Genomic DNA, 15,202 nt, shown 5'->3' with positions numbered 1-15,202 from the left:
CCGCGTCTCCTCGATTCACGATAAGAAATACCTGCGAACTTATACACGACACAAAAGACGTGAGTCAAGCATGGGGAATTCTGGGTCGTATCAAGTACCCTGGACCACGTGGCTGACTGGACCTTCCTCACCAACCATGCGCACGTACTTCTGTGTCTGGCCCGCGACCCCTACATGCGCATGCGCGACGTCTCCGACGCCGTGGGGATCACCGAACGCGCCACCCAGCGGATCGTCGCCGACCTCGCCGAAGCCGGCTACCTCGAACGCATCCGCGAGGGCAGGCGCAACCGCTACCGCCTCAACCCCGAACTCCCCCTGCGCCACCCCCTCGAACGCGACCACGCCGTCGGCGCGATCCTGAGGGTCCTCAAGAACGGCTCCGACTCCGGCTCCGACTCCTCCTCGGGCGACGCCGCGTGAACGCCCCCCACCCCTACGCCGGAGCCCCCGCCGCCCTGGCCACCCAGCACCGCAAGGAAGAAGCGCTGGCCCCCGCCCTCGCCGACGCCCCCGGCCTGCGCCTCACCGTGCCCCCCGGAATCGACACCGACCGGCTCGGCACCTTCACCGGCGAGATCGAACGGCCCGCCCCGCCCAGCCAGACCGCCCTGCTCAAAGCACGGCTCGGTATCCGGGCCAGCGGCATCCCCCGCGCCCTGGCCAGCGAGGGCACCTTCGGCCCCCATCCTCACGCCGCCTTCATCCCCATGGGGCTGGAGATCCTCGCCTTCGTCGACGACGATCTGGGCATCCAGATCACCCAGCAGCGCGTGAGCGACCACACCAACTTCGCCCACACCACCGCCGCACGACTCGACGACGACCTCGACACCTTCCTCAAAGCGGCGCGCTTCCCCGACCACTCGCTCGTCGTCCGGCCCAGCACACCCGACGGCGACGCCCCCATCCACAAGGGCGTCCGCACTCGCGAGGACCTCGCCGCGACCATCGCCTCCTGCGCCCACCGGTCGGCGGACGGGCTCGCGCGGCTGGAAACGGACATGCGAGCCGGCCACAACCCCACCCGCATGCGCGAGATCGCGGTGCTCGCCCGCGACCTGGGCCACCGCCTGGCGCGCCGATGCCCCGTCTGCCAGGCCCCGGGCTTCGGGACCGTGGCCACCGAACCCGGACTGCCCTGCGCCACCTGCCGCACCCCCACCGACCACACGGCCGCAGAGATCGACGGGTGCGCCCGATGCCCCCATCGCCACACACGCCCCCGCAGCGACGGCCGCACCCACGCCGACCCCCGCTACTGCCCCTGCTGCAACCCCTAGGACGGTGCCGCGCGACAGACCCCGGATTCCCCGATGATCGCGGCGGCAGGAGTCGATTCCGTCCGTCTTCCCCTACCGAAGGCCGCGATCATCGGGGGACAACAAAAAAGCCCCGTGACCGGAAATCCCAGGTCGCGGGGCTTTTCTCATGCTTGCAAACTGTGGCCAGGGGCGGGGTCGAACCGCCGACCTTCCGCTTTTCAGGCGGACGCTCGTACCAACTGAGCTACCTGGCCCCATGCACCACCATGCGGTTGTGCGAGCGGTCCTGACGGGATTTGAACCCGCGGCCTCCACCTTGACAGGGTGGCGAGCACTCCTAACTGCTCCACAGGACCTTGCTATTCACTTGTCCGCACCCGACGCCCCGACCCTTCCGGGTGTTGCATCCTGCGCGTCCGCGTCCTCATTCTGCCAGACTCCCGGCAGTGGTCAGACCCGGATCCGTACCCCCAACCGGATTCGAACCGGCGTTACCGCCTTGAAAGGGCGGCGTCCTAGGCCACTAGACGATGGGGGCCTCGACGACGAACGAGTCGCCATTTCCCGCTTCGCCTGCCGTCGGGGACGGGTCAAGCATAGGGGAGATTTCCGTCCAGTGCCAAAGCGGTTCTCCCGGACCCGCCCGATCAGGCCGCCGGACGGGCCACCGGAGGTTCGGCGGGCGTGTCCTCGGGAGCCTCCGGGGCGGCGTCCGTTTCCGCAGGGGACGTCGGGGAAGGGGTCACGTCCGGCGTCTCCGGGGCCGGCTCCGGCGCGGGCGTGGGCACCGGAACCGGGTCGGGCGGGGTGATCTCCCGGTCCGGTTCCTCCTCGATGTGCCGCTCGATCTGGGCCGACGTCAGGCCCAGCCCGCCGAGGGTGACGTCGTCCCAGGCCTGCAGCCGCTTGGTCTCGGCCCCGAAGTAGAGCACCGACGCCTGGTAGGGCGTGGGGCGGTCGGGTCCGCCGGCGAGGCTGCGCAGCCCGGCGCCGCCGGTCGAGCCCTGGACGATGTAGCGCGTACCGGTCTCCTCCATTTCGGTCCACCGGTTGTGCCCGTGCCCGCTCAGAACCAGCGGGACACGCCCGCTGAACGCCTCGGCCTGCAGCGGGTCGTGCATCACCACGACGTCCACCGGCGGGTCGGCGTCCACGATGGACTCGGCCTGCTCGGCTCCGATGGCGGCGACCTCCTCCTCGTCGGGGTCGTCGCGCGCCTTGTCGGGGGTGAAGCGCGGGTCGCCGGCGCCGTAGAAGACGATCCCGCCGACCTCGGCGATGTCCTCGTCCAGCACCACCGCGTTGGGTTGTGCCTGCACGGCGCGCTGGGTGCCCATCGAGTCATGGTTGCCGCGCACCCACACATACGGGACGTCGAGCTTGCCGATCTCGTCGGCGAAGGCGTCCTCGGCGGCGCTGCCGCGGTCGGTGAAGTCACCGGAGTCGACGATGAGGTCCACCTGGAACTGCTCCCGCAGCGAGCGGATGACGTTCCAGGCGGCCGGGTTGAGGTGGAGGTCGGCCACGTGCAGCACCCGGATCGTCGACTCGTCGTCCTCGTAGACCGGCAGGGTGGAGGTGGCCTCGTACAGCATCGACACGTTGCCGACGAGGCCCGCGAGCTGCTTGCGGTACTCGTCGAACCGGCTGACGACGTCCTCGGCGTTGCCCACCACGTTCGGAGCGCCCACGAGCAGCCCGGTGTAGCGGGGCTCGGCCACCGCGGCCGGGTTGAAGGTGGCCGCGGCCAGACCGGCGGCCGACGCGAAGGTGACCAGTGCGGTCGCCGCGCTCGCGGCCGCCCGCCGCCAGTCGCGGAACACCACGAGCGCGACCAACCCGGCCCCCAGGACGGCGGCTCCGGCGGAGCGTGCCAGGAGCAGCACGACGCCGTGCTGGACCTCGGCCCCGATGGTCTCCGCGATGCGGTCGATGGCCTCCGGGTTCTCGAACACCTCCTGGGCCGCGGCCGGGCGGATCTCGGTGATCGCCGCCTCGAAGCGCAGCGGCGCGGCGTGCGTGTCGAAGGCGAGCTTGCCGAGCGGCGCCACGTTCAGCACGGTCTCCCCGCGTCCCGGGCTGACGCTGAGGTTGACGTCGGCCGGGCCGATCGGCGTCATCACCTGGCCGCCCAGGGCGAGGCCGAGCCAGCCGCCCAGCAGGCCCGCCAGGATCACGGCGACGATCCGGGCGCCGCGCCCCGTGCGCAGTCGGCCGATCCGGCCCGCCGCGGAACGAAGCCGCTCACGGGTCAGGGCCGAACGCAGGTCGGATCCCAGCCGAGAGAACACACCTCCATGATTGCCGGTGCGTCCCGCCTCAACAACGTCCCCGGGCCCGCGTCGCTTGCGCGTCCGGTCGGGACATGGCGGACAATCGGGTGCGTGGTCGAACTCACCCGGAAGCGATTCGAGGAGCTCGTCGCCGACGCGCTCGACACCATCCCACCCGAGCTGACCCGGATGATGGACAACGTCGTCATCACCGTCAGCGAGGACCCCCCCGAGCCCGGCCTGCTGGGTCTGTACGAGGGGATACCGCTGACCGAGCGCGGGGAGAGCTACTCGGGCGTCCTGCCCGACCAGATCTTCCTGTACTGGCGGGAGATCTGCGCGTTCTGCGAGACAGCCGACCAGGTCGTGGAGGAGATCCGGATCACCGTCGTCCATGAGATCGCCCACCATTTCGGCATCTCCGACGAGCGGCTGCACGAGCTGGGGTGGGGGTGAGGCGGTGGGCGGCCGAGCGGGGTCGGGGCGGCGGCGGGAATACCGAACGTGACGACGTCGGCCGCCGCACCAGCCCGGACAGCCCCGCGAAGGCGGCGCGGCCACCCCCCGGAGACCGGGGCGTGCGACCCCGTGGCCGGGTGCTCCGAAGTCGCCACGTATCCCTACCAGCGCCGATAGATCAGTCACAGATTCCCTTAAACGACTTGCGGAACCTACCCGGGATCAGGGACCGTAGGTCATCAGATAACAACCGAGAGTGACGCCGGTGCGAACCAGATGAGGGAGCCGCCGGGTGGGTAATCCGCGCACGGACAGCCGCAAGATCGACGTCCCTCCGCAGGACCGCGAACACGCCGCGACCACCCGGGGCACCCCCTCGGACGGCGGCTCTGGGGCGAGTGCGCCCATGACGGAGACAGGGCACGGGGAGAACGGCCGCGGCGGCGGGGGCGGCGCGAAAGGCGACTGGCGGCGCGGATACCGCGACGTCATGGGCATCGGCGAGTTCCGGGCGCTATGGGTGGCCCACGCGTTGTCGATGACCGGCAGCTACCTGCTGAACATCGCGGTCGCGCTCCTCGTCTACCAGCAGACGTCCTCGGCTCTGGCCGCCGGGATCACGATGGCGCTGACGTTCCTGCCGCAGATCGTCGGCGGCCCGCTGCTCTCCGGCCTGGCCGACCTCTTCCCGCGACGCAGGGTGATCGTGGTCAGCGACCTGGCCCGGGCGGCGCTGGTGGTCGGGATCGGTGTTCCCGGCCTGCCGGTCTGGGCGATCTGGGTCCTGGTGTTCTGCTCCGCCCTGCCGATGGTCCCCTTCGGCGCGGCCAGGGCCGCGCTGATGGCCGAGATCGTGCAGGGCGAGCGATACGTCGCCGGATCGGCGATCATCAGCCTCACCACGCAGGTGGGGACGCTGGCCGGGCTGGTGCTGGGCGGCGGGATCGTGGCCGCGGTCGGTCCGAACGCGGCCGTCATGTTCAACGGGCTGACCTTCGTCCTCGCGGCCCTGATCGTCCGCTTCGGGGTGCGCCACCGGCCGGCTCCACGCGACGAGCGGGAGGAGCGCCCATCGCTGTGGCGGGTGACACGGGACGGCACACGCCTGGTCTTCGGCGACGCACGGCTGCGGACGCTGGGTCTGTTCGCCTGGCTGGCCGGTTTCTACACGATCCCCTACGGGCTGGCGGGACCGCTGGCCGACGAGGTCGGCGGCGGGCCGATGGCCGCCGGGCTGCTGATGGCGGGGCCGTCGATGGGGGCCATCATCGGCGGGTTCGTTCTGACGCGGCTGATCAGCCCGGCGTTCCGGATGCGGATGATCGGCCCGCTGGCCGTGGCGGCGTCGGTCCCGCTGCTGGTCTGGCTGCTGCACCCGCCGCTGTGGGTGATGGTGGGGCTCCTGATGCTGTCGGGGATGACGGCGGCCTACCAGTTCGTGGCCAACGCGGCGTTCGTCCTGTGCGCACCGGCCAAGGGCCGGGGACTGGCGTTCGGCCTGGTGGCGGCGGGACTACAGGCGGTCCAGGGCATCGGCATCGCCCTGGCCAGCCTGCTGGTCGATGTGGCCGGGATCCACGTCGTCATCACGGTCGCGGGAGGTCTGGGGGTGCTGGGCGCCCTGCTGCTGGCCGCACCCTGGTCCCGGCTGTCCGGCGAGGCCATCGCCCTGATGCACGGCCCCGCGGGCGCGGACGCCGCCCACCGCTCCCAGGACCCCGGTTCCTCCGAGGGCTCGCGACCGCGGCCGGGCACGGCCGCCGGGTCGGGGCAGGGGCCGGGCGCGGAGTGACCACATCACAGGTCGCTCTGCTTTCCCTGGAAGTTGCGGATCATGTGCTCCAGCACGGACGTGCCGGTCCCCTCCTCGGGCATCACCAGCCACGCGATGACGTACAGCAGGATCCCGCTCGCCCCCAGGACGGTGAACACCGCGAACGCCAGCCGCACCAGGTTCGCGTCGACACCGACGTACTCCCCGATGCCGCCGCAGACACCGGTCAGGATCCTCTTGTCTCGGCTCCGCCGCAGGCTCTTCTTACCGTTGTTCTCGCTCATACCCTTCAGCCTGCCCGCTCCGCGGCCCGATGCCCATCGGGAACACCCCTGGCGGTCCCCTGACTCCACCCTGAGCACCCGCCCGCCCCGGTCCGGGGACGCCCCCGGACCGACGTGCGCAGCGGCTACGACGATGCCGTGTGCCTCATCCCGGTGCCGCCCCGAGCACGGACCGCAGCCGCTGCCCGCCGTGTGGGCACACCCACCACGCCGTTCCGGCCGACACCGCGACGGCAGCAGGGTGCTGATGCCCCTCCCGGCATGAGGGGAGGGCGGCGCCGCACGTCGCCTCCAGAACGAAGTCCTGCATCCGGTCCGCCAGCAGTGCGACGGCCTCGGCCGGGGTCAGGACCGCCTCCAGGCAGACGTTGGCGCTGAACGCCGTACCGGAGGCGAGCCAGACGGCGGCACCGGGACCGACGAGCCCACCCCACCAGTCATCCTCGAAATCCCCTCCCGTCACCTCCAGCGTGACCCCGTCGGGCGCACCGAGCTGACCGAGGATCTCCTCCGCCCACCTGCGGGCGTCGTCAGGGTTCCACTCCATGGCTTCAGCGAACCACGGCGCTGTGCCGGGCACCGCTCCCGCCTCCCGGGTTCCGCATCCGGGGGGAAAACCCGTTAGTCTTAGCAGGCACGGTGTGGCACCGTACCCATGACGGCAGCGCCACCCTCCGGGCCCTTAGCTCAACTGGCAGAGCAGCGGACTTTTAATCCGCGGGTTCAGGGTTCGATCCCCTGGGGGCCCACCGCGAGAAAACATCCTGGACCGGGCGCCCTTCCCACGGAAGGGCGCCCGGTCGCGTTTCGGTGCACGTGGCGGACCGTCGGGGGACCGCCGGGGGCACCGAGCGGGCGGGGCTCCGCTCGTCCCGTCCTTGTCGCCGGTGGCCTCGGACACACACCACCGGATTCACACGCAGAGGAATTGCGGAGATTCGGAGCGTGATTCCGCTCGCGCCTTGCCCGGGATTTGGGCGGCGCCGGCGTGTCGGACTAATTTCGGGCCGCCGGCGAGGGCGGCGCCGGGCACGAATACAGGCCCTCCGGGCCTTGCGTGCTGGAAAATTCGCGAATAGCCGTTGCGAACGATCTTAACGCTTGGCAACATGGTGCCTGCCCGGCGAAAGCCGGGACCGGTAAGCAAAACGAAGCCTACGAATCACACTCTGGCCCCATGGGGAGGGGCCGCGATATGGGGGACGGGACGGTAGGCACCGTGCGTAGCATCACCGTTGATTACCTAGAGATGGGCCTGCGCTGCCCGTATCCGTAAGGCGGCCACCGACAGGGTCGCGGATGCGGCAGCCCTTCGTGCTTCCTGCATGCTCAGCGCCGCCGGATACCGGCGGCCATCCCGCGGCCCTACGGGAGTTCAGTCCGGAATCGTCCAGGGCTCCACTGTGCCCTCGCCACAGGCGATGGCGGTGAACCGGCGGTATCCGGCTGCGGGGAGATCCTCCCCCGACCTCTACTCCACACGCGACCGTTGACGCTCCGTCTCTGACGGGCACCCCTGCCCGGAAGCGGCGTACCCATGCGTCCCGTGCGTTCACCGCGCTTCCCCACGCGCCTGTCCGACGCGTGCCGTATGTCAATTCGCGTGTTTCCATCCGGTGCGATCAGGTGTATTCGCTATGCCCTCAAGAACAAAATTCAACAATAGGCAAGGTGCTCACCAGAACCGACCTACTCAGAAGTCAACGGGGAGGTTACTCAATGGCAGAAGACGTTTCTGAGCAGTCGACCATTCGCTCCGAGCCCAACGGGGGATCACGCGTGTGGGGGTACCGCTATCTCGTGTGCCCACCGCGCTACTTCGACGTCCGGTACTCCATCAACCCCTGGATGGATCCGAACGAGACGGTGGACCGCGAGCTGGCGCACGACCAGTGGACACGGCTCGTCGCCACACTGCGCGAGGCCGGAGCGAAGCTCGACGAGCTGGAGCCGCTGCCGGATCACCCGGACGCGGTCTTCACCGCCAACCACGGCATCGTGGACGGCCACACCTTCTGGCCCGCCCGTATGCGCCACCCGGAGCGGGCCGCCGAGGTCGCGCACGCCGCCCACTGGTTCGACCGGAACAACTGGTCCGTCGCCGATCCGGCACCGGACGCCGTGCAGGAGGGGGCCGGGGACGCGCTTCCGTTCGCCGGCACCCTGGTCGCGGGGTACGGGATGCGGTCGGACCGCCTCGCCTACGGCGAGCTGGCCCGGCGCACGGGATGGCCGATCCTGCCCGTCCGGCTCACCGACCCCGCGTTCTACCACGTCGATGTGGCCTTCTGCCCGCTCGACGACCGGAGCGCCCTGATCGTCCCGTCCGCCTTCTCCGACGAGGCCCTGCGGCGGCTGCGGCGACTGGTCCCGGACCCGGTGCTCCTGACCGACGAGGAAGGCCTGGCGTTCGCCGCGAACTCGGTGGTCGTCGGGCACCGCATCGTCATGCCCCACTGCTCGCCCCGGCTCGGCCGGCTGCTGGACGAGCGCGGCTTCGACGTCGCGGTGTGCGACGTGAGCGAGTTCCGCAAGGCCGGCGGGGGCTGCCGCTGCCTCACCCTGGCACTCGACACCGACCTGCCCACCGGGCACGGGTCCCGACCGGAAACCGACACGCTCGCGGGAAAGGGGGCGGCCGAATGAGAGCCGAAGACGCAGGCAGGATCATCGACTACCTCGACCGTCACCGCCCCGCGACACCGTGCCTGGTCATCGACCTCAACGTGGTGAAGCGGCAGTACCACCGGCTGTCCACGACCTTCTCCGACACGGAGATCTTCTACGCGGTCAAGGCGAACTCGCACCCGGACGTGGTCCGCGCGCTCGTAGGGCTGGGGGCATCCTTCGACGTGGCCAGCCCCGCGGAGATCGACGTGTGCCTGGCCGCCGGCGCCGCCCCCGGGCGGCTCTCCTACGGCAACCCGATCAAGAAGCGCAGGGACATCGCCTACGCCCACTCCCGCGGGGTGGACACCTTCGTGGTGGACAGCGCCGAGGAGGTGGGGAAGGTGGCCGACGCCGCACCGGGCGGACGGGTGCTCTGCCGCATCCGGGTCAGCAGCGACGGCGCCCGGTGGAGTCTGAGCGAGAAGTTCGGGTGCGGCCCTGCCCAGGCCGCCGACCTGCTGCGCACCGCGCGGTCCCGTGGTCTGCGCCCCTACGGGGTTGCGTTCCACATCGGCTCGCAGCAGCTCAAGCCCGCCCGGTGGAACGACGGCGTCGCCCTCGCGGCCCGCGTCTTCGCGGAGCTGGCCGACGACGGCATCGAACTGGAGGTCCTGAACCTGGGCGGCGGCCTCCCCGCGCACTACCGGGACTCGGTCCCGGCGCTGGAGAGCTACCGGGAGTCGATCGAGACCGCGCTCAGCCTCAACTTCCCCGGCGGACGGCGGCCGCGGCTCGCAGCGGAGCCCGGACGCTTCCTGGTGGCCGACGCCGGCCTGCTGCGCAGCGAGATCGTCCTGGTCGCGGACGCCGAGGAGCGCGACGGGCGGCGCTGGATCTACCTCGACATCGGACGGTTCGGCGGACTGGCGGAGACCGAGGGCGAAGCGATCCAGTACCGGCTGTCCGCCAGCCGCAGCAGCCGCACCGAGGAACCCGCGGTCATCGCCGGGCCGACCTGCGACAGCGCCGACGTGATCTACCGCGACGCGAACTACCTGCTGCCGACCGGGCTCACCGCGGGCGACTACATGGACATCCACAGCGCCGGTGCCTACACGTCCAGCTACGCCTCCGTGGGGTTCAACGGATTCTCCCCACCCGACACCTACTGCATCGGGGCCTGACCGCCCCGACGACCCACCCCCCCCCCCCCGACAGAAAGGCATCAGGACGTGAGCAACTCGACGGAGACCGCCCTGCAGGGCGCCTCCGAATCGGTCCGGGAGATCGTCCGCGGCGAAGTGGACGAGCTGATCGCGAGCGTCGACGAGTACGACGACGTCGAGGTCGTCAAGGTCAACGGCGAGTGCTGGATCCTCCTGAAGGGTGTGTACGACCCGCAGGAAGACCCCGGCGCCGGGCTCTACCCGGGATGGGTCCCCTTCCCGAAGGGCGGTGAATTCCTGGAGATGGGCTGCGGCGTCGGCCTGGTCAGCGTCGCCGCGGCGCGCGCCGGGTGCCGCCGGGTCACCGCCCTGGACGTCGACCCCGAGGCGGTCCGCAACGTCGCGCTCAACGCCCACCTGCACGGGGTCCTGGAATCGGTGCGCGCGCAGCGCAGCGACCTGTTCTCCGCCCTGGGGCCCGACGAGCGGTTCGACACGATCTTCTGGAACCCGCCCTACCTGAACCCGCCGTCCGACCGCGCGGGCGGCGACGCCCACGCTGCCTTCTACGACCCCGACTACTCGATCATCCGGCGGTTCGTCGAATCCGCCCCCGCCCACCTGGCGCCCGGAGGGCGGATCCTCCTGGGCTTCGGCAGCGACGGCGATGTGGAGCTGCTGAAGCGCATCGCCGACAAGGCGGGTGCGCGGCTGGAGGTCGTGGCCGAGGCGGTCCGCGAGTACGAGACGAGTCGGCGCGGGGTGTCGATCTCCTACTGGCTCATCGAGGTCGCGACCGCCTGAACCGCCCCGTCCGCGGGGGCTCCGGCGGACACCCACCGGAGCCCCCGCACCCCCCGCGAACGATTCCGACGACCGATTCCGTCCGAGACTCTCTCCCCCCGAAAGGTGTCACGTTGAGCGAAGCCCAGAAGACGACGTTCGGCGGCCGGGTCCTGCTGTTGGGCTGCGGCTCGGTCTCGCAGTGCCTGCAGCCCCTGCTGCTGCGGCACATGGACATGGACTTCCACCGACTGACCGTCCTGGACATGGCCGACCTCCGCGCCGCGATCCCCGACACCCTGTCGGCCGGCGCCGACTACGTCCAGCACACTCTGACCCCGGACAACCTGGAGTCCACGCTCGCCCGGTATGTCGGCGCCGGCGACCTGCTGATCAACCTGACCTGGAACATCGAGGGCACGCAGATCGTGGAGTGGTGCCACGACAACGGGGTGCTCTACGTCGACACCGCCCTGGAGTCGTGGGAGTCCGCGGCGGACCTGCTGCACCTGCGGCCGAGCGAGCGGACGCTGTACGCCGCGCACATGGAGATGCGCGAGCTCCGCGACTCCTGGGACACGCCCGGCCCCACGGCGGTCATCGAGCACGGGGCCAACCCGGGGCTGGTGAGCCACTGGACCAAGGTGGCACTCGAAGACATCACCCAGGAGATCCTGAAGTCGAACGGGGCCGACGCCGCCGCGCGGCTGCCCGCCGACCGCCGCGAGCGGTTGGAGACCTCGTTGGCCGAAGGTGACTACGCGCGGCTCGCGATGGAGACGGGTGTCAAGGTCATCCACATTTCCGAGCGCGACACCCAGATCAGCGAACGGCCCAAGGAGGTCGGCGAGTTCGTCAACACCTGGTCGGTCAAGGGCCTGTTCGAGGAGGGCATCGGCCCCGCCGAGCTGGGGTGGGGAACGCACGAGCTGAACCTGCCGGATCTCGCCCACGTCCACGAGTACGGGCCGCGCAACCAGATCTGCCTGGCCAAGCCCGGCAGCAGCACGTGGGTCAAGTCGTGGGTGCCGCTGGGCGGCCCCATCCGCGGCATGATGATCCAGCACGGCGAGGCGTTCACGATCAGCGACCACCTGACGGTGCAGGAGGACGGCGTCCCCGTCTACCGGCCCACCGTGCACTACGCCTACCTGCCCACCGACGCCGCGATCGCGTCCCTGCACGAGTACGAGATGCAGGGCTACCGGTTGCAGCAGCGGCACCGGATCATGAACGACGACATCGTCAGCGGCCGGGACGAGCTGGGCGTGCTCCTCCTCGGACACGACCTCAACGGCTGGTGGACCGGCTCCCAGCTGAGCATCGACGAGACGCGGCGGCTGGTGCCGCACCAGAACGCGACCACGCTGCAGGTGGCGGCGTCACTGCTCGGGGCGATCGCGTGGGTCATCCGCAACCCCGAGCGGGGCCTGTGCGTCCCGGACGACCTGGACCACCACGAGGTCCTCGCCGTGGCCGACCCCTATCTCGGCGAGCGGGTGTCCGTCCCGACCGGCTGGAAGCCCACCGACGCCGCGAACCCCTTCGCCGGGTTCGACGGAGCGGCCCACCACGACGATCCGTGGCAACTGCGGAACTTCCTGGTCTGACGGCGTCGCCGACGGCGCGTCCGGCCCGGTGCCGGACGCGCCCGCCGATGGGCGGCGCCGCTCTCCGACGCAGGAACACCGAAAACAACGACAATCGACAGAATCTGTGATGAGAGATGAATACGCACTCCCCGGACACCCTGCCGCGCATTCTGTGGCGATGGATATCCCCGTATAAGCGCCCCCTGTCCGGAGTGCTGATCCTCGGCCTCGGTGCGCAGGTGGCCGGGCTCGCCCAGCCGCTGGCCACCAAGGCCATCTTCGACAGGCTGGCCGAAGACGCCGGCCTGTTCCTGCCCATCGCCGCCCTGCTCGCCCTCGCGCTGGCAGGCCTGACCTTCAACTACTTCGGGGAGTACGCCAGCGGCCGCCTCAGCGAGCGGGCCACACGCGACCTGAGGGGCGCGGTGATGCGGCGCATCCTCGCCGCCCGCGTGGGGGCCGTCGAGTCCCACCCCCGCGGCGACCTGCTGTCGCGCACCAGCTCCGACATGCGGCTGGTCCAGCAGACGGCGATCCCCGCCCTGGTCGACATGCTGGTGGTGCCCCTCACGGTGCTCGCCGGCATCGCCCTGATGGTCATGATCGACCCGATGCTGGCGTTCGTCGTGCTGGCGGTGCTCGGGGTCGCGACCGTCGCCCAGTACTTCCTCTTCCAGCAGATCGAGACCTACACCGGGATCGCGCAGGAGCACCTGGGGCGTACGACCGGCGTCGTCAGCCGGATCCTGCTCGCCCTGCGCACGGTGAAGGCGGCCCGTACCGAGGGCCGCGAGGCGGCCGAGTTCGACCGGCACTCCGGCGCGGCGTTCCGCGCGGGGGTGCGGGTGGCCCGCCGCCAAGCCCTCACCGACACCACGACGTACGCCGCCGTCGACCTTACGTTCCTCGTCGTGCTCGCCGTGGGCGCGCTCCGGCTCGCCACCGGCGACATCGGCATCGGCGACCTGGTGGCGATCCTGCTGTACGTCATCATCATCCAAGAGCCCCTGGAATCGCTGGTGGGATCGCTCACCGAGCTCGCCACCGGGATGGCGGCGCTGCGGCGGGTCACCGAACTGCAGCACCTCCCCCTGGAGGAAGAACCGGCCACACAGCCCGCCTCCCCTCCGGTGACCTCGGAGAACGGGCACGGTGGGCCGACAGGTTCAGCGGAACGCTCGATCGAACTATCCGGGGTGGCCCTGGCACACGGCGACCGCCGGGTGCTACGGGGCGTCACCATGCGGGCCACCCCCGGGCTGACCGCGCTCGTCGGCCCCTCGGGAGCTGGCAAGACCACCACGCTCAGCCTCATCCAGCGCTTCATGGACCCCGACGCCGGAGAGATCCGGCTGAACGGCGCCGACATCCACCGGATGGACCTGTCCAGCCTGCGCAGGCGCATCAGCTACGTGCAGCAGGAGGCCCCGCTGCTCGGCGAGACGATCGGCGACGCGGTGTGCTACGGCGTCGACGACCCCGATGAGCGGCGCATGTGGCAGGTCCTGGACTGGGTCGGCATGGCGGAATGGGTCCGCGAACAGCCCGACGGCCTGGAGACGCCGGTCGGCGAGGGGGCCACCCGCATCTCCGGCGGGCAGCGGCAGCGGCTCGCCGTGGCCCGCGCACTGCTCCAGGACTGCGAAGCCGTCCTGCTGGACGAGGCGACCTCGCAGCTCGACCCGCCCAACGAGCAGCGGCTCGTCGACTCGCTGGTCCGGCACAACCGCGACCGCATCATCATCGCCATCACCCACCGGCCGTCGCTGGCGGTCCACGCCGACCAGGTCGTCATGTTCGACGACGGCGTGGTCGCCACCTCCGGCAGCCACGGGGAACTGCTGGAGGACCCCGCCTACCGCGACCTCATCAGCAGCGCCAACCCCCGGCCCGGAACGCCCTGACCCGCACCACAACCCCTGTCCAAGGAGTGATCATGCTGTCCGACCGGTACAAACAGGCCGTACTGAGCGAGGTCGCCGAGTACATCGACGAGTTGTACTCCGACGAGCGCCCGAAGGAGTTCAAGCTTCTGGGCCTGCGCTGGACCCTGTTGCACGGCGTCTACGACCCGAGCACGGACCCGGCCGCCTGGATGGACGTGAAGAAGACGCCGTACCCCGTCGGGGGGCGGTTCCTCGAAATGGGCTGCGGCGCGGGCATGGCGTCGGTCTACGGCGCCCTGCAGGGCTGTGCCGAGGTCGTCGCCGCCGACATCGCCCCCGAGGCGCTGGAGAACACCCGCGTCAACGCCGAGCGCCACGGGGTCGCCGACCGTGTCCGCACCGTCCAGAGCGACGTGTTCTCCGGGATCGACGCCACCGAGCGCTTCGACGCGATCTACTGGGGGTCGCCGTTCATCGAACCGCCCGACGAGTACGGCCCCGACGAGGCGCACCCCGCCTACTTCGACAACGGGTACGCCAGCCACCGCCGCTTCCTACGCGAGGCCCGCCACTACCTGGCCCCCGGCGGCCGCCTGTTCCTGGGCTTCGGCACCGAGGGCAACTGGGACCTTCTGGAACGCATCGCCGCCGAGTCCGGCCTGCGCACCTCGGTGGTCGCCAGCACCTCGTATGTGGAGGAGGACGAGGACGACGACACCGTCGTCCACGAGTACGGCGCCTGGCTGGTGGAGTTCCTCCCCGCCGACTAGCCGCCTCCGCCCCCGCGACGAGAAGCGCCCCACCGCCCCCGGGTGCCCGCATTCGGGCCCCGGGGGCGGCCTCGCGGCAGAGCCGGTGGTGAGCAGGGAAGACATCTGTGACCTTCCCGTTCGGGACGGGGTTGGTTAGCCTTTGGTCTGTCGACCGATCGCGACGGGATCCAGGAAGCCGGTGGGAGTCCGGCACGGTCCCGCCACTGTGACCGGGGAGCGACCTCCGTCGACGACCACGGCTGGAAGGGGGCCGGAAGGTCGGGGGGAGCGGTGATCCGGGAGTCAGGAGACTGACCTGTCGCGAACACGATCCACGGGGCGCGGACCCCAGGAGGCG

General features: G+C 70.6%; 13 protein-coding genes, 4 tRNA genes and 1 riboswitch. Of the genes, 11 read left to right on the top strand and 6 right to left on the bottom strand.

Annotation, left to right across the window (positions count from 1 at the left end; genetic code table 11):
* The first annotated feature begins 108 nt into the window (after positions 1-108).
* Complete coding sequence (locus tag HNR23_RS24045) at positions 109-423, top strand: MarR family transcriptional regulator (RefSeq protein ID WP_184078984.1); 315 nt, start codon at positions 109-111, stop codon at positions 421-423.
* Positions 420-1,283, top strand: coding sequence for a DUF6671 family protein (locus HNR23_RS24040; protein ID WP_184078982.1), 864 nt, complete (start codon positions 420-422; stop codon positions 1,281-1,283). Before HNR23_RS24045 ends, HNR23_RS24040 begins: the two co-directional genes overlap by 4 nt.
* A gap of 162 nt (positions 1,284-1,445) precedes the next feature.
* Here HNR23_RS24040 and HNR23_RS24035 read toward each other — a convergent pair.
* The 4 genes from HNR23_RS24035 to HNR23_RS24020 all read right to left on the bottom strand — a co-directional run bounded on the left by HNR23_RS24035 (position 1,446) and on the right by HNR23_RS24020 (position 3,556).
* A tRNA-Phe gene (locus HNR23_RS24035) sits at positions 1,446-1,519 on the bottom strand.
* Between the two features lie 27 nt (positions 1,520-1,546).
* Positions 1,547-1,621 (bottom strand) — tRNA-Asp (locus HNR23_RS24030).
* A gap of 109 nt (positions 1,622-1,730) precedes the next feature.
* A tRNA-Glu gene (locus HNR23_RS24025) sits at positions 1,731-1,803 on the bottom strand.
* A gap of 109 nt (positions 1,804-1,912) precedes the next feature.
* Complete coding sequence (locus tag HNR23_RS24020) at positions 1,913-3,556, bottom strand: metallophosphoesterase family protein (protein WP_343070696.1); 1,644 nt, start codon at positions 3,554-3,556, stop codon at positions 1,913-1,915.
* Between the two features lie 93 nt (positions 3,557-3,649).
* On the opposite strand from HNR23_RS24020, the gene HNR23_RS24015 reads away from it, so the two are divergent.
* Together HNR23_RS24015 and HNR23_RS24010 are read left to right on the top strand one after the other, a co-directional pair.
* Positions 3,650-3,994 carry a metallopeptidase family protein gene (locus tag HNR23_RS24015; protein ID WP_184078980.1) on the top strand — a complete coding sequence of 115 codons (345 nt, stop codon included), beginning with the start codon at positions 3,650-3,652 and terminating at the stop codon, positions 3,992-3,994.
* Between the two features lie 409 nt (positions 3,995-4,403).
* Positions 4,404-5,789 carry an MFS transporter gene (locus tag HNR23_RS24010; protein ID WP_246422545.1) on the top strand — a complete coding sequence of 462 codons (1,386 nt, stop codon included), beginning with the start codon at positions 4,404-4,406 and terminating at the stop codon, positions 5,787-5,789.
* Between the two features lie 5 nt (positions 5,790-5,794).
* Here the strand turns inward: HNR23_RS24010 and HNR23_RS24005 are convergent, their stop codons facing one another.
* Both HNR23_RS24005 and HNR23_RS24000 read right to left on the bottom strand, forming a co-directional pair.
* On the bottom strand, positions 5,795-6,055 hold the full coding sequence (locus HNR23_RS24005) for a PspC domain-containing protein (protein ID WP_184078978.1): 261 nt from the start codon (positions 6,053-6,055) through the stop codon (positions 5,795-5,797).
* 145 nt (positions 6,056-6,200) lie between these two features.
* On the bottom strand, positions 6,201-6,635 hold the full coding sequence (locus HNR23_RS24000; RefSeq protein ID WP_184078976.1) for a hypothetical protein: 435 nt from the start codon (positions 6,633-6,635) through the stop codon (positions 6,201-6,203).
* Between the two features lie 96 nt (positions 6,636-6,731).
* Here HNR23_RS24000 and HNR23_RS23995 point away from each other — a divergent pair.
* The 7 genes from HNR23_RS23995 (at position 6,732) to HNR23_RS23965 (ending at position 14,862) form a co-directional block, all read left to right on the top strand.
* Positions 6,732-6,804, top strand: a tRNA-Lys gene (locus tag HNR23_RS23995).
* A gap of 970 nt (positions 6,805-7,774) precedes the next feature.
* A complete protein-coding gene (locus HNR23_RS23990) occupies positions 7,775-8,701 on the top strand; it encodes a dimethylarginine dimethylaminohydrolase family protein (RefSeq protein ID WP_184078974.1) in 927 nt (308 codons plus the stop codon).
* On the top strand, positions 8,698-9,849 hold the full coding sequence (locus tag HNR23_RS23985; RefSeq protein ID WP_184078972.1) for a type III PLP-dependent enzyme: 1,152 nt from the start codon (positions 8,698-8,700) through the stop codon (positions 9,847-9,849). The genes HNR23_RS23990 and HNR23_RS23985 overlap by 4 nt, the downstream gene beginning before the upstream one ends.
* A gap of 48 nt (positions 9,850-9,897) precedes the next feature.
* A complete protein-coding gene (locus HNR23_RS23980; protein ID WP_184078970.1) occupies positions 9,898-10,635 on the top strand; it encodes a methyltransferase in 738 nt (245 codons plus the stop codon).
* 113 nt (positions 10,636-10,748) lie between these two features.
* Positions 10,749-12,224, top strand: coding sequence for a saccharopine dehydrogenase NADP-binding domain-containing protein (locus HNR23_RS23975; RefSeq protein WP_221308234.1), 1,476 nt, complete (start codon positions 10,749-10,751; stop codon positions 12,222-12,224).
* A 116-nt stretch (positions 12,225-12,340) separates the two neighbouring features.
* Positions 12,341-14,110: an ABC transporter ATP-binding protein gene (locus HNR23_RS23970; RefSeq protein ID WP_184078968.1), complete on the top strand. Its 1,770-nt coding sequence runs from the start codon at positions 12,341-12,343 to the stop codon at positions 14,108-14,110.
* Between the two features lie 32 nt (positions 14,111-14,142).
* Positions 14,143-14,862, top strand: coding sequence for a methyltransferase domain-containing protein (locus HNR23_RS23965; RefSeq protein ID WP_184078966.1), 720 nt, complete (start codon positions 14,143-14,145; stop codon positions 14,860-14,862).
* Between the two features lie 126 nt (positions 14,863-14,988).
* A riboswitch (cobalamin riboswitch) is annotated at positions 14,989-15,178 on the top strand.
* Positions 15,179-15,202 lie beyond the last annotated feature (24 nt).

It is taken from the genome of Nocardiopsis mwathae, assembly GCF_014201195.1.
Lineage (GTDB): Bacteria > Actinomycetota > Actinomycetes > Streptosporangiales > Streptosporangiaceae > Nocardiopsis_C > Nocardiopsis_C mwathae.
This window is presented reverse-complemented; position numbering and strand designations above follow the sequence as displayed.